We start from the raw sequence: 13,670 nt of genomic DNA, 5'->3' as shown, positions 1-13,670 counted from the left end.
CATCATGGGAAAAGTCACCGGCTTTCTGGAATACGAGCGTCTCGAAGAGGGCTACGAGCCCGTCGAAAAGCGGCTGAAGAACTACAAGGAATTTGTCATCGGCCTGAAGGCTGACGACTCCAAGGTTCAGGCCGCACGCTGCATGGACTGCGGCACGCCGTTCTGCAACAACGGCTGCCCCGTCAACAACGTGATCCCTGACTTCAACGACCTGGTTTTCCGGGCCGACTGGAAGAACGCGATCACGGTGCTGCACAGCACCAACAACTTCCCCGAGTTCACCGGCCGCATCTGCCCGGCGCCCTGCGAAGCGGCTTGCGTGCTGAACGTGAACGACGACGCGGTGGGCATCAAGTCGATCGAGCACGCGATCATCGACCGCGCCTGGGACGAAGGCTGGGTCACCCCGCTGGTGGCCGACGTCAAGACCGGCAAGAAAGTGGCCGTGGTCGGCTCCGGCCCGGCTGGCCTGGCAGCCGCACAGCAGCTGGCGCGCGCCGGCCACAGCGTCACGGTGTTCGAGAAGAACGACCGCGTCGGCGGCCTGCTGCGCTACGGCATTCCTGACTTCAAGATGGAGAAGTCGCACATCGACCGCCGCGTGAAGCAGATGGAAGCCGAAGGCGTGACCTTCCGCACCGGCGTGCTGGTGGGCGAGATGCCGAAGGACAGCAAGGTCACGAACTGGGCCAAGGAAACGGTCAGCCCGGAACAGCTGAAGACCGAATTCGACGCCGTGTTGCTGGCGGGTGGCTCCGAGCAGAGCCGTGATTTGCCGGTGCCGGGCCGCGACCTGGACGGCGTGTACTTCGCGATGGAGTTCCTGCCGCAGCAGAACAAGGTCAACGCGGGCGACAAGCTCAAGGGCCAGCTGCGCGCCGATGGCAAGCATGTCGTGGTGATTGGCGGTGGCGACACCGGCAGCGACTGCGTGGGCACCAGCAACCGCCACGGCGCTGCCAGCGTCGTGCAGTTCGAACTGATGCCGATGCCGCCGGAAACCGAGAACCGCCCGATGACCTGGCCGTACTGGCCGATCAAGCTGCGCACCTCGTCGAGCCACGAGGAGGGTTGCCAGCGCGAGTTCGCCATCGCCACCAAGGAATTCCTGGGCGAAAAGGGCAAGCTGACCGGCGTGAAGACGGTTCGCCTCGAATGGCAGGGCGGCAAGATGGTGGAAGTGGCCGGCTCCGAGCAGGTGCTGAAGGCCGACATGGCGCTGCTGGCCATGGGCTTCGTGAACCCGGTCGCCACCGTGCTGGACGCCTTCGGCGTGGCCAAGGACAACCGCGGCAACATCAAGGCGGGCGTGGAAGCCGACACCGGCTACCGCACCAACGTCGACAAGGTGTTTGCTGCCGGTGACATGCGCCGCGGCCAGTCCCTGGTGGTCTGGGCGATCCGCGAAGGCCGCCAGGCCGCCCGCGAGATCGACGGCTTCCTGATGGGCGCCACCACGCTGCCTCGCTGATCACCAAGCGCCGGGTGGCAAGCGCCGCCCAGCCACCAGCCCCGGGCCCCGGCCGCGGGGCTTTTTTTCGTCCGTGCCGCTTGTCGATGCCTGCGCACCGTTGATCCGCCCGGAGCTGACCGCCACCCCGGCTGGTCTTGAAGCCCCATCGGCACTGTCGATAATGCAGCAGACCGGCACCGTCGACCATGCCGGCCATTTCCATACCCAAAGAGAACACCATGCGCCTTGCATCCGCTTCGATCATCCGTTCGTCCACCCAGCGTGCACGCGGCTTCACCTTGATCGAGGTGATGATCACGGTGGCCATCATCGGTATCCTCACCGCCGTGGCCCTGCCGATGTACCAGGATTACGTGTTGCGCGGCCGTCTGGTGGACGCCACGAACGCGCTGGCCGGCCTGCGTGTGCGCATGGAGCAGCACTATCAGGACAACCGCACCTACGCGTCGGTCACCAGCGGCCCGACCACACCGTGCGTCAGCAGCACGGCTGGCCAGTTCGGCATCGCCTGCGGCAGCGTGACCGCCACCACCTGGACGGCCACCGCCACGGGCACGGGCACCACCTCGGCCTTCACCTACACCATCAATCAAGACGGCACCCAGCGCACCACAGCCATGCCAACCGCCTGGGGCACGGCGCCTCAAAACTGCTGGATCATGCGGAAGGGCGGCACATGCTGATGCGTTCGTCCCAGCGGGGCTTCTCGCTGATCGAGTTGATGGTGACGCTCACTGTGGCAGGCATCGTCATGGCGGCCGTCGTGCCGGCGGCGCAAGACCTGATCGCCAACTCGCGTGTCCGCTCGTCCGCGGATGCCGTGCAGAACGCCATTCGTCTGACGCAGGCAGAAGCCATCAAGCGCAGTCGTCCGGCGGCGTTCATCCTCACCAACGCCACCCCTGCCGTTGATGCCAGCCCGGAGGCCAACGGCACCCGCTGGGTCGCCCGCCTGATCCGTCGCACGGTGGACAGCGATGACACGGGCCTGTATCTCAAGGGCGGCACTGACCCGGCCTCGCTGGGCGTCACGGTCACCGGCCCGGCCGCGATCTGCTTCAACGCCTTCGGTCAGCAGGTCACGATGACCTCGACGGCCAACAATCTGGGTGTGGCTTGCACAGCGCCGACCGACGCCACGCCCACGGCCATCACCTTTGCCGGCACGGCTGCCACCAAGACGATGCGCGTTCAGGTGTCGCTGGGTGGCCGGGTGCGCATGTGCGACACCTCCAAGACCGTTTCCGCCACCTCACCGGACGGATGCTGATCATGACGCGAGCCTCTTCCTCCGCACGGCGTGCGCGCCGCGCCGGCCCTCACCGTCGCCAGCATGGCTTCTCGCTGATCGAGGTGCTGGTGTCCATCTTGATCTTCTCGCTGGGCGTGCTGGGCCTGGTCGGATTGCAGGCCCAGGCCACGCGGTATTCGATCGAAGCCGCTGAGCGCAGCCGCGCCGCCTTGATGGCCAATGACCTGGTCGCGGCCATGTGGGGCGCACAAAGCACCACGGTGCCCACCGCCACCTTGAACGCCTGGACAGCGCGCCTGCAGGACGACAAGACTTCGGGTCTGCCGTCGGCCACGCGCACCATCAGCGCGCCGGATGCCGCCGGCACAGTCACCATCACCATCAACTGGACCTCGGTGGCGCGTGGTGCGTCCGGCCCGTCTTCCAAGTACGTCACCCAGGTGACCTTGCCCGGAGCTCCATGATGCAGCGCCCTGTCTTCCGCGCGGCTGCGCGCCTCGGTCAGGCCGGCCTGTCGCTCATCGAATTGATGGTGTCGCTGGTCATCGGCATGGTGTTGTCGCTGGCCTTGTTTGCCGTGCTGTCGTCGTCCGAAGGCAGCAAGCGCATCACCGGGGGCTTGAATGACCTGGATCAGGCCGGCAACATCGTGCAGTACCAGCTCGACCAGTGGGTTCGCAGCGCAGGCAGCGGCTTTCTGGCCGCTGCAGACTACGCTTACGGCTGCCGCCTCACCGCCACTGCGGCCAGCGGGCAAACGTTGCCGCGGTCGGCTGCCTTGCCTGCCCCGTTCGCCAGCGTGAATCCCGATGGATCGCGCCGCTTTGCGCTTGCACCGGTCATCATCCTGCCGAATGCCACGACGCCGGGCAGCAGCGGCGCCACGTCGGACGTGCTGGTGGTCATGGGCGGCTCAGCTGGTTTTGGCGGGGCACCCTCGGTGATGACCGCCGCGCCGGGCACCACAGCACTGACGCTCAACAACACGCTGTCCTATGCCGCGGGCGACATGCTGCTGGTGGCTGACCCCAACGGCACCGGCGGCGCGGCCGTGCCGTGCATGGTGACGCAGGTGGACTCCACGTTCACCGGCGGCACCGCCACTTCGCTCACGCTGGGCGGCAGCTTCCACGGTGGCACCATCAACAGCACGTCGCTGACCGGTTACTCCGCAGACGCCATGGCGTTGCCGCTGGGCAACCCCACCACCAACCCGCCGCAGTTCCTGGTCATCGGCGTGGGCGACAACGACACGCTGTTCACCTACGACCTGCTGCAGACGGCCGGCGCCGACCAGGCCTTGCAGGCCCGCACGCAGGGCGTGTTCGAGATGCATGCCATCTACGGCGTGGACACCGACAACGACGGCGAGATCGACAGCTGGGTGTCGCCCTCCACGGGCAATTACGCGCCGGCCAACCTGACGGCGGGCTCGGCCACGGCAAACGCCCGCCTGCAGCAGATCAAGGCGGTGCGGGTGGCGATGATCATGCGCCTGCCGCTGCTCGAAAAGACGGCCGTCAGCCCGAGCTCGCTGACGCTGTTCCCGGATCTTGCCGGGGCCGGTCTCAGCCAGACCCGCACCTTGAGCACCACCGAGCAGCGCTACCGCTACCGCGTGGTCGACACCACGCTGGTGTTGCGCAACAACCTGATGCTGTGAGCCGAGCATGTTGAAGTCTTCCCTCATTCATCGGTCACGGTCCGCGCGTGCCAGCCAGCAGCGCGGCGTCGTGATGATCATCACCTTGATCGCCCTGGCCATCCTGATGGCCGGCGGCATTGCGCTGGTTCGCTCGTCCGACACCACGTCGCAGCTGGCCGGCCAGCTGGCCTTCCGGCGTGATCTGAAGAACCAGGGCGAGCGCGGTTTGTCGCAGGCGCTGGCGCGGCTGTCGACGGGCGCCTTGAGCACCTCGACTGCGCGCGCTAACGACCTGGATTCGTCCAACTATTCGGCGATTCGCCTGGCCAGCAATGCCCAGGGCGTGCCCACGGTGCTGACCGACGACACGGCGTTCACGAACGCTGAAATGAGTGCTGCCGACCTGACGGACACGACCGCCGGTGTCACGGTGCGTACCGTGATTGACCGCCTGTGCATGGCCACCGGCACGCCCTCAGACAGCCAATGCACCCGCCTGCCGCTGGACTGCTCCGCCAAGGGCGGGCAGGACTCGGCCTCCATGGGCGGCCAGACGCTCAAGTGCACCGGCACCGCCTACCGCATCTCCGTCCGAGTGGACGGACCACGCTCCACCCAGGCGTTTTTCCAGTCGATCATCGCGCTGTGAAGCAACGAGGACTCCCCATGACCACTTGGCGCCCCCTGTCAGCTCTGCTGGCCGCCTCCTTGCTGTATGTCGGCACGGCATCCGCCGTTGATCTGGCCGATGCCCCGCTGTTCTCCACCACCTCGGTGCCGGGCAATGTCGCGCTGGCGCTGTCAGTGGAGTGGCCCACCGCCACCACGCCGTCGTACCCGAGCACCACGGCTTACTCCTCGGCGTCCAGCTTCGTCGGCTACTTTGACCCTGAGAAGTGCTATCGCTACATCTACAACGCGACGACTCCGACGAACAGCTATTTCGCGCCAAACCGGGCTGCGACCGATCGCACCTGCACCAGCACCGGCTCACTGCCGCTGTGGAGCGGCAACTACCTGAACTGGGCGTCGATGCAGACGCTGGACATCTTCCGCTGGGCACTGACCGGCGGCTACCGAACCACCGACACCGCCAGCAACACGGTCATCACCAAGACCTACGCCGACGTCACCGGTGGTGGCAGCATTGCGCCTGACAAGACGATCACCACCGCGGTCACCGGCGCCACGCCGTTCAACTGGGTCAGTGCCACCTCCAGTATCAAGAATCGCGGCATTTCGCTGCTGATCACCGGCACTAACGTGGTCGCAGGCACCAACGACAGCGCGCCCACCTCGGGCTGTGTCCGAAACGTCGCCTGCTTGGCAAACAACACTCGCAGCGACTACAACGCCCAGAACTCCTACGCCTCAGCCGGCAGTGGCAATCTGGCCGACGCTGCCACCACGTATGAGTTGTTCATCAACGTGCAGGTCTGCAAGCCTTCTTCCGGGGTCACCAAGGAAGACAACTGCGTGGCCTACGGCGACAACTACAAGCCGGAAGGCCTGATGCAGAAGTATTCGAAGAAGCTGCGGTTCGCAGCCTTCGGCTACCTCAATGATTCCAACAAGCTGCGCGACGGCGGCGTGCTGCGCGCACCGATGCGCTACCTCGGCCCGACCAAGCCCGTGCCTGGTTCGAGCGACATCACCAACCCCGACGCCGAATGGGATGGCAGCACTGGCGTGATGCTCACCAACCCCGACAGTGCGCTGGCCACGTCTTCCACCGCCGATTTTGGTGTCACCGTCAGCCAGAGCGGGGCGATGAACTACCTGAACAAGTTTGGCCTGACGACGGCCGGTGGCAGCCGTTACAAGAGTTTCGACCCGGTGAGCGAGCTCTACTACACCATCCTGCGCTACTTCAAGAACCTGGGACCGGTGCCGGAGTACGCCAGCATGTCTGGCGCAACGACCGCGAACAAGACCACCTGGCTGGACGGCTTCCCGGTGGCGACCACCTGGTCAGACCCGATCATCTACGCTTGCCAGAAGAACTTCATTCTGGCGATCGGTGACGTCAACACCCACCGGGATGCCAACCTGCCTGGCACGTCTCTGTGGTCCGCGGCTGAGGAGCCGGCCACGCCCTCGACGGTGACGGCCGATACCAGCGTCAATGTCACCACCGCCACGGCCATGGTGGCCAAGCTGGAAGGCTTGAATGCATCGATTGCGACCAGCTACCTGAGCGCCGGCCGGGCTGACACCTACTACGTGGCGGGCTTGGCCTATGACGCCCACACAGTGGACATGCGGTCTGATCTTTCCGGCAGCCAGACCATCAATACGTACTTCGTGGACGTGATGGAAGGCCAGAGCTACTGGCACAAGAGCGAGTACTGGCTGGCCGCGAAGTACGGTGGTTTCACCGTGCCCGATGGCTTCCGCCCCTACGACAGTGCAAATTCATCGTCCACGCTGCCGACATCCTCCTGGAATACCAACACCACGCCCGTCGTGGCTGGCAATCCCCGTCCGGACAACTACTTCGGTGCCAACCAGGGCAGCGCCATGGTGGACGGCCTGAATGCGGCTTTCTCGAAAATCGTGAGCGAGGCTGACAGCCAGGTCACCACCGCTTCCAGCTCGGCCACCCGCAAGGTGTCGAGCTCGGGCAACGGCAGCTACGCTGCCAGCTACGACCCCAAGAACTGGACCGGCAATGTGACGGGCTCGACCGCCACCTTCAATGCATCGGGCAATGTCACGCTGACCGATGTGTGGGACGGTCGTGCGCTGCTCGACGCGATGGCCACCACGGACCGCAAGATCGTCACGTGCTGCACCAGTGCCGGTGCGGCCCTGCCGTTCACCACCACCGCGATGGACGCAGCGACGCTGCACAGCCGCACGTTGTACACGTCCTTCGGCGCCGTCCCGGGGGTGACCGGTACGCAGTCGGCGGCGAATTTCCTGTCGTACCTGCGCGGCAATCGCTTGATGGAGCAGAAGAACGGTGGCGCCTATCGCAACCGCAACTTCCGCCTCGGCGACATCGTCGGATCGAAGGCGAACCCGGTGGCAGCGCCGCAGTTCCCGTACTACGACGCCACCAACCCGGGTTACAGCGCCTTCAAGACCACGTACAAGAACCGCGCGACGGTGGTGTACGCCGGCGCCAACGACGGCATGCTGCACGCTTTCGACGGCACCGTGTCGGGCAGCAGCACGACCAAGGGCAAGGAGCTGTTCGCCTACATCCCGAGCTTCACCTACGGCGAGTCGTCCACGTCGTCGGACCGCTATTTCGGTACCTACGGCCTGGCCGCGCTGGGCAATCCGGGCTTCAGCCATCACTTCTACGTGAACGCCACGCCGCTGGCCTTCGACATTGACCTGGGCAAGACCTCCGGCACCTCGCTGGCCGAAGGCACCTGGCGCACCGTGCTGATCGGCGGCCTGGGCAAGGGCGGTCGTGGCTACTACGCCATCGACGTGACCGATCCGACGTCGTGGACTTCGGAAACCGCCGTGGCCGGCAAGGTCATGTGGGAGTTCACCGACTCCCGCATGGGCTACAGCTACGGTGAGCCGCACGTCGTCAAGACGGCCAAGTACGGCTGGGTGGTGCTGCTGGCTTCGGGCTACAACAACAGTGACGGCAAGGCCTACCTGTTCATCGTCAACCCACGCACCGGCGCGCTGCTGGAGGCCGTCGCCACCACGGCCGGCACCACCTCCGCGCCGCTGAACATGGGCAACATCCGGGCTTACATTCCGGACTTGACCGACTACACGGCCGATGCCGTCTACGGTGCCGATCTGGCGGGCAATGTCTGGCGCTTTGATCTGACGGCCACCAGCGGCAGCTATCCGGCACCGGTGAAGCTGGCCACGCTGACCAATCCGTCCGACAACGCCTTGTCGGTGACCACCAAGCCGCTGATCGGCGTCGACCCCACCACCCAGAAGCGTTATGTGATGGTCGGTACCGGCCGGCTGCTGGCGGACAGCGACATCAGCAGCAGCCAGACGCAGGCGTTTGTCGCCATCGTCGACGGCACCGGCAGCAGTGGCGGCTTCTTCACCTCCGCCACACTGCCCTCGGGCTACACCATGCCCTTCGGGCGCGCAGACCTGTCGCGCGTGACGGACCTGACCACCGGCATCTCGGGCACGGCCTCACCAGTCGGCTGGTATCACACGTTCAGTGTCACCAGCCGCATCGCCGAACGCATGAACGTGGACGGCGACGTCAGCGGCAGCCTGGCAGCGTTTGCGGTCAATCTGCCGAACGGCGATGCCTGTTCTCCGGCCGGTACCAGCCGCTACTTCGCGGTGAATTTCGCCAAGGGCAAGACGTCGCTGCTGGATTCAAACGGCACTGCGCTGGCATCGGTGAGCAACTCCAGCGGTGTGGCCACTGAAGTGAACGTGCAGTCGGTGGACGGTGAAGTGCGCGTCACCGTGGGCGACAGCAGCGGTCAGGTGAAGAGCCTCACCGTGCAGCAAGACCTGCCGAGCCTGCGCCGACTGAACTGGCGTGAAATCTCGACTGTCAATTGACCCTCGGGCGGTGGCGGGCCTGGCCGCTACTGCCTTGCATCTTGGTGCATGGTGGGCCCTGCAGGACAGGGCTCAGCCGCTTGAGCGGGACATGCCGCTGCCGGAGTTGCCGGCCTTGCAGGTGCGCCTGCTGCCGCCGTCGGTGATCGCGGGGGAAGACCCCCTTGCCTTGCCACTGCCGGAAGCACCTCTGGGGCCGGCCAGCCTGATCGAGTGGCAGCAGATGGCTGATTTGCGGCTGCCGCCCCAGGAGACGCTGTCCATCACCCAGGGCACTGAAGAGCGCACCTTGCTGCCTGATCGGCCGGCGCTGGCGCGCACCTCACCCGACCTGAGCGTGGTGGAGGGTGTCGCGTCCACCGGCCGGCTGATCGTGCTGCGCCTGCACATTTCGGCATCCGGGGATGTCGAGCGCGTGGAAGTGGTGTCGTGTGATCCGGCTGACGAGCCCTTCGCCCGCCGGCTGGCGGTTGCGTTGCAGGCTACCCCGCACATCCCGGCCCGTCGCGATGGCCAGGATGTGGCGTCGGTGAAGGAAATCCGTGTCGGCCTGCCGGTTCCCTGAAACGTTGTCTTGACGAAAGTGCAACAAGCCGCACCGCATGCGGAATTGCCGCATCCGTTATCCTACGGGTTGTCCCGAAGCTCTTGGCGCCGTCTGCCGAGGCTTTATTCATAGCCCAACGCCGGCGCCTGCCGATTGAGCCCTTGCCCAATCCCCTGATCGAGATCGACCACGTCACCTTCGGTTACGACCCCAGCCGAACGATCCTCAATGACGTCTCCCTGCGCTTCACCCGAGGCCAGGTGACTGCCATTCTGGGCGGGTCTGGCTGCGGCAAGACCACGCTGCTGCGGCTGATTGGCGGCGTCTATCCGGCCACCAAGGGACGTGTGGTGTTCGACGGTGAAGTGGTGGATCCGCGCGACAAGGCGCAGCTCTACCGGCTGCGTCGCCGCGTGGGCATGCTGTTCCAGTTTGGTGCCTTGTTCACCGACCTGACCGTGTTCGAGAACGTGGCGTTCCCGCTGCGTGAACACACGGATCTGTCCGAATCCATGATCCGCGACATCGTGCTGATGAAGCTCAATGCTGTCGGCCTGCGCGGTGCCGCCCCCCTGCGCATCAGCCAGGTCTCCGGCGGCATGGCCCGCCGCATCGCCCTGGCGCGTGCGGTGGCGCTGGACCCGGAAGTCATCATGTATGACGAACCCTTTGCCGGCCTCGACCCCATCTCCATGGGCGTCACGGCCAACCTGATCCGCAAGTTGAACGACACCACCGGCGCCACCTCGCTGATGGTCTCCCACGACGTGCAGGAGTGTTTCGCCATCGCCGATTACGCCTACCTGCTGTCATCGCAGGGCAAGGTGGTGGCGCACGGCACCCCGGCTGAGCTGAATGCGTCTGAAGACCCGGAAGTCCGCCAGTTCATCCGCGGCGAACCGGACGGCCCGGTGCGTTTCCATTACCCGGCTGAACCTTTGGCCACCGCATTGGGGCTGGGCGCATGACGGCATTCATCCAGGGCGTGGGCGCGGCCGTGCTGCGCTGGCTGCAAACCCTCGGCCACGCCACCTTCTTCTTCTGGGACCTGGTCCGCTTCACCCCGATGGCCTTGCGCCGGTTTGGCTTGGTGGTGGCTCAGGTGCATGCCATCGGCAACCGCTCGCTCGTCATCATCCTGGCCTCGGGCCTGGCGGTCGGCTTCGTGCTGGCGCTGCAGATGTATTACGCGCTGGTGGCTTACGGCGCGGCCGAGTCGCTGGGCTTGATCGTCAACCTCGCGCTGGTGCGTGAACTCGGCCCGGTGGTGACCGCGCTGCTGTTCGCCGGCCGTGCAGGCACGTCGCTGACGGCCGAGATCGGCCTGATGAAGGCCGGTGAGCAGCTCGCCGCCATGGAGCTGATGGCGATTGACCCGCGCTCACGCGTGCTGGCCCCGCGCTTCATCGGCGGCGTGGTGTCGATGCCGATCCTGGCGGTGCTCTTCTCGGCCATCGGCATCCTCGGTGCCTACGTGGTGGCCGTGCTGCTCATCGGTGTCGACTCGGGCAACTTCTGGTCCATCATGCAGGCCAAGGTCGACGTCTGGCGCGATGTCGGCAACGGCGTCGTCAAGTCGATGGCGTTTGGCGTCATCTGCACCACGGTGGCGCTGTACCAAGGCCACGAAACACAGGCAACCCCGGAAGGTGTGGCCCACGCCACCACCCGCACGGTGGTCATCGCTTCACTCGGTGTCCTGGCGATGGACTTCGTCCTCACCGCCCTGATGTTTTCGACCCCCTGAACGCAGAGGGCAATGAATCATGAACAAGAAAAGCATTGAAATCTTTGTCGGCCTGTTCGTCGTGCTCGGCGCGCTTGGCCTGGTCTTTCTCGCCATGAAGGCGGCGAACCTCGCGAGCTTCGCGTCGGGCGATGCCTACCAGCTGAAGGCCAGATTCGACAACATCGGCGGCCTGAAGCCCCGCGCGCCCATCCGCGCCGCAGGCGTCAACGTGGGCCGTGTGGTGTCGATTTCCCTGGACCCCCAGACCTACCAAGGCGTGGTGACGCTCGAGATCAGCAAGACGGTGGAGTTTCCGCGTGACTCGTCCGCCAAGATCCTGACCGCCGGTCTGCTGGGTGACCAGTACATCGGCATCGAGCCCGGTGGCGACGAGAAGAACCTCGCGGCAGGCGATGTCATCAAGCAGACCCAGTCTGCCGTGGTGCTCGAGAACCTGATTGGGCAGTTCCTGTTCAACAAGGCCGCCGAATCCGGTGAGACTGGGGACAAGAAGTGACATCACGCCTGACCCCGGCGCGTTTGCGGCAGGGTGTTGTGTGCCTGCTGACGGCCCTGTACCTGCCCACGCTGGCGGTGGCTGCGCCGTCACCGCGTGATCCGTTCGAGAACGTCAACCGGTCGATCTACGGCTTCAACGACGCCATCGACGTGGCCTTGCTCAAGCCGCTGGCCGAGGGCTACCGCAAGGCCGTGCCTGAGCTGCTGCGGCAAGGTGTTGACAACTTCTTCGGCAACATCGGCGACGTCTGGTCGACCGTGAACCTGCTGCTGCAAGGCAAGGGCGAAGCGACGACCCGCATGGCGATGCGCGTGTCGACCAACACCGTGTTCGGCTTGGCCGGCCTGCTTGATCCGGCCTCTGAAATGGGCCTGGAGCGCCAGAGCGAAGACCTTGGCCAGACGTTGGGCCGATGGGGCGTGCCTTCGGGCCCCTACCTCGTGCTGCCGGTCTTCGGGCCGTCCACCGTGCGTGATGCCGTGGCGCTGCCTGTCGACCGCATGGCTGGCCCGAGTGCCTTCGTGAACGGCACGAACGACGTGATTGCCACGGTGATGCTGCAGACCGTGAGCACCCGCGCCGGTCTGCTCACCGCGTCCCGGCTGCTGGATGATGTGGCGCTCGACAAGTACAGCTTTCTTCGCGACGCCTACCTGGCTCGCCGCCTGAATCAGGTCTGGGACGGCAACCCGCCGGAAGAGCCTGACATGGACGCTTCATCTGCCAGCGACGCGGATGAGTCGGCTCCGGCACCTGTGGCGGTACCTTCACCGGCACCAGCACCTGCTCAAGCTGCCCCGACGCCGGCTCCGGTCCCGGCGCCAGCCGATCCTGTGAAATGATCAACCCTTGCGCGCTGGGCTTCACGGCCGGCGTGTCCACCGCGACTCGGCTTGCCGCGTTGTGATGTAGCCCAGCAAGCCTCTGTGGGTTTGCCGAAAGGAATCTGAATGCGTATGTCCCTCATCACCCGCCGTATGGCGATCAGTCTGGCCCTGGCCACCACGGCTTCCCTGCTGGCCCCGTTGGCGCAGGCCCAGGCGCAGCTGGTTGCGCCTGACGCGCTGATTCGCCAGGTCTCGACCGAAGTCATCGACACCGTGAAGGCCGACAAGGCCATCCAGGGTGGTGACGTCAGCAAGATCATCGCGCTGGTCGACACGAAGGTGATGCCGAACGTGAACTTCCAGCGCATGACCGCGTCGGCCGTCGGCCGGAACTGGCGCTCGGCCACGCCGGAGCAGCAGAAGCGCTTGCAGGACGAGTTCAAGACCCTGCTGGTGCGCACTTATGCAGGTGCCCTGACGCAGGTGAAGGACCAGACCATCGGCCTCAAGCCCTTCCGTGCGGCCGCTGAAGACACCGAGGTGGTGGTGCGCACCGAGATCAAGGGCAAGGGCGAGCCGATCCAGCTCGACTACCGCCTGGAAAAGACGGCTGCCGGCTGGAAGATCTATGACGTCAACGTGCTGGGCATCTGGCTGGTCGAGCAGTACAAGAACAGCTTCGCCCAGGAAATCAGTGCCAGCGGCCTCGACGGCCTGATCACCAAGCTGGCCGAGAAGAACAAGGCCGCTTCCGGCGGCAAGGGCTGAATCGTGTCGGCGACCTTGGCCTTGCCCCAGCAGCTGACGCTGCGTGATGCCAAGCCCACGCTGAAGGCGCTGGTGTCGGCCATGGCGGCCTCCGGTACGCCGGCGGTCACGATGGACGCTGCCGCGCTGGCCCAGATCGACACCTCGGCCCTGGCCGTGTTGCTGGAGTGCCAGCGTGAAGCGCGGCGCCAGCAACGTACGCTGGTGGTGGTGAATGCGCCGGCGCGCCTGGTGGAGCTGGCGCACCTCTACGGTGTGCAGGACCTGCTTGGATTGCCGGTTGCGCAGGCCGCGCCTGCAGCGGTGTCAGCGACATCCTGATGGATGTACGAACCTCTCGCACAGCAAAAAGCCGCCCTCGGGCGGCTTTTTTCATGGGGCTTGGGCAGCGCC

At 65.5% G+C, this 13,670-nt stretch carries 14 protein-coding genes; all 14 read left to right on the top strand.

Annotated features, from left to right (window positions below):
* The first annotated feature begins 4 nt into the window (after window positions 1-4).
* The 14 genes from AACH00_RS03640 to AACH00_RS03575 all read left to right on the top strand — a co-directional run bounded on the left by AACH00_RS03640 (window position 5) and on the right by AACH00_RS03575 (window position 13,598).
* Window positions 5-1,471, top strand: a complete 1,467-nt coding sequence (locus tag AACH00_RS03640; RefSeq protein ID WP_341397610.1) for a glutamate synthase subunit beta — start codon at window positions 5-7, stop codon at window positions 1,469-1,471.
* A 221-nt stretch (window positions 1,472-1,692) separates the two neighbouring features.
* On the top strand, window positions 1,693-2,157 hold the full coding sequence (locus tag AACH00_RS03635) for a type IV pilin protein (protein ID WP_341397609.1): 465 nt from the start codon (window positions 1,693-1,695) through the stop codon (window positions 2,155-2,157).
* Complete coding sequence (locus AACH00_RS03630; protein ID WP_341397608.1) at window positions 2,151-2,744, top strand: GspH/FimT family pseudopilin; 594 nt, start codon at window positions 2,151-2,153, stop codon at window positions 2,742-2,744. The genes AACH00_RS03635 and AACH00_RS03630 overlap by 7 nt, the downstream gene beginning before the upstream one ends.
* Before the next feature lie 2 nt (window positions 2,745-2,746).
* A complete protein-coding gene (gene pilV / locus AACH00_RS03625) occupies window positions 2,747-3,190 on the top strand; it encodes a type IV pilus modification protein PilV (RefSeq protein WP_341397606.1) in 444 nt (147 codons plus the stop codon).
* Window positions 3,187-4,389 carry a PilW family protein gene (locus AACH00_RS03620; protein WP_341397604.1) on the top strand — a complete coding sequence of 401 codons (1,203 nt, stop codon included), beginning with the start codon at window positions 3,187-3,189 and terminating at the stop codon, window positions 4,387-4,389. Before pilV ends, AACH00_RS03620 begins: the two co-directional genes overlap by 4 nt.
* Window positions 4,390-4,396: 7 nt before the next feature.
* Window positions 4,397-5,020, top strand: a complete 624-nt coding sequence (locus tag AACH00_RS03615; protein WP_341397603.1) for a pilus assembly PilX family protein — start codon at window positions 4,397-4,399, stop codon at window positions 5,018-5,020.
* Window positions 5,021-5,037: 17 nt separating this feature from the next.
* On the top strand, window positions 5,038-8,886 hold the full coding sequence (locus AACH00_RS03610; RefSeq protein ID WP_341397601.1) for a pilus assembly protein: 3,849 nt from the start codon (window positions 5,038-5,040) through the stop codon (window positions 8,884-8,886).
* Window positions 8,887-8,977: 91 nt separating this feature from the next.
* The gene (locus tag AACH00_RS03605; RefSeq protein WP_341397600.1) at window positions 8,978-9,451 is read left to right on the top strand and encodes a hypothetical protein; all 474 of its coding nucleotides are present in this window, start codon (window positions 8,978-8,980) and stop codon (window positions 9,449-9,451) included.
* Between the two features lie 134 nt (window positions 9,452-9,585).
* Entirely contained in the window at window positions 9,586-10,401 is an 816-nt protein-coding gene (locus AACH00_RS03600; protein WP_423221891.1) for an ABC transporter ATP-binding protein, read from the top strand.
* Window positions 10,398-11,180: a lipid asymmetry maintenance ABC transporter permease subunit MlaE gene (mlaE, locus tag AACH00_RS03595; protein ID WP_341397597.1), complete on the top strand. Its 783-nt coding sequence runs from the start codon at window positions 10,398-10,400 to the stop codon at window positions 11,178-11,180. Before AACH00_RS03600 ends, mlaE begins: the two co-directional genes overlap by 4 nt.
* Before the next feature lie 19 nt (window positions 11,181-11,199).
* Window positions 11,200-11,679 carry an outer membrane lipid asymmetry maintenance protein MlaD gene (mlaD, locus tag AACH00_RS03590; RefSeq protein ID WP_341397596.1) on the top strand — a complete coding sequence of 160 codons (480 nt, stop codon included), beginning with the start codon at window positions 11,200-11,202 and terminating at the stop codon, window positions 11,677-11,679.
* Entirely contained in the window at window positions 11,676-12,524 is an 849-nt protein-coding gene (locus AACH00_RS03585; protein WP_341397595.1) for an MlaA family lipoprotein, read from the top strand. Before mlaD ends, AACH00_RS03585 begins: the two co-directional genes overlap by 4 nt.
* Before the next feature lie 108 nt (window positions 12,525-12,632).
* Window positions 12,633-13,277 carry an MlaC/ttg2D family ABC transporter substrate-binding protein gene (locus tag AACH00_RS03580; protein ID WP_341397594.1) on the top strand — a complete coding sequence of 215 codons (645 nt, stop codon included), beginning with the start codon at window positions 12,633-12,635 and terminating at the stop codon, window positions 13,275-13,277.
* 3 nt (window positions 13,278-13,280) lie between these two features.
* Complete coding sequence (locus AACH00_RS03575) at window positions 13,281-13,598, top strand: STAS domain-containing protein (protein WP_341397593.1); 318 nt, start codon at window positions 13,281-13,283, stop codon at window positions 13,596-13,598.
* Window positions 13,599-13,670 lie beyond the last annotated feature (72 nt).

Origin of the sequence: Ideonella margarita (genome assembly GCF_038066635.1) — a bacterium.
GTDB classification, from domain to species: Bacteria; Pseudomonadota; Gammaproteobacteria; order Burkholderiales; family Burkholderiaceae_C; genus Ideonella; species Ideonella margarita.
The sequence above is the reverse complement of the archived record's forward strand: the minus strand, read 5'-3'. Positions and strand labels throughout refer to the sequence as shown.

Excerpts from the sequence above, each read along its gene's own strand:
- AACH00_RS03640 (WP_341397610.1), top strand. The coding sequence starts at position 5 with ATGGGAAAAGTCACCGGCTTTCTGGAATACGAGCGTCTCGAAGAGGGC.
- pilV (WP_341397606.1), top strand. The coding sequence starts at position 2,747 with ATGACGCGAGCCTCTTCCTCCGCACGGCGTGCGCGCCGCGCCGGCCCT.
- mlaD (WP_341397596.1), top strand. The coding sequence starts at position 11,200 with ATGAACAAGAAAAGCATTGAAATCTTTGTCGGCCTGTTCGTCGTGCTC.
- AACH00_RS03610 (WP_341397601.1), top strand. The coding sequence starts at position 5,038 with ATGACCACTTGGCGCCCCCTGTCAGCTCTGCTGGCCGCCTCCTTGCTG.
- AACH00_RS03620 (WP_341397604.1), top strand. The coding sequence starts at position 3,187 with ATGATGCAGCGCCCTGTCTTCCGCGCGGCTGCGCGCCTCGGTCAGGCC.
- AACH00_RS03635 (WP_341397609.1), top strand. The coding sequence starts at position 1,693 with ATGCGCCTTGCATCCGCTTCGATCATCCGTTCGTCCACCCAGCGTGCA.
- AACH00_RS03630 (WP_341397608.1), top strand. The coding sequence starts at position 2,151 with ATGCTGATGCGTTCGTCCCAGCGGGGCTTCTCGCTGATCGAGTTGATG.
- AACH00_RS03580 (WP_341397594.1), top strand. The coding sequence starts at position 12,633 with ATGCGTATGTCCCTCATCACCCGCCGTATGGCGATCAGTCTGGCCCTG.
- mlaE (WP_341397597.1), top strand. The coding sequence starts at position 10,398 with ATGACGGCATTCATCCAGGGCGTGGGCGCGGCCGTGCTGCGCTGGCTG.
- AACH00_RS03615 (WP_341397603.1), top strand. The coding sequence starts at position 4,397 with ATGTTGAAGTCTTCCCTCATTCATCGGTCACGGTCCGCGCGTGCCAGC.
- AACH00_RS03605 (WP_341397600.1), top strand. The coding sequence starts at position 8,978 with ATGCCGCTGCCGGAGTTGCCGGCCTTGCAGGTGCGCCTGCTGCCGCCG.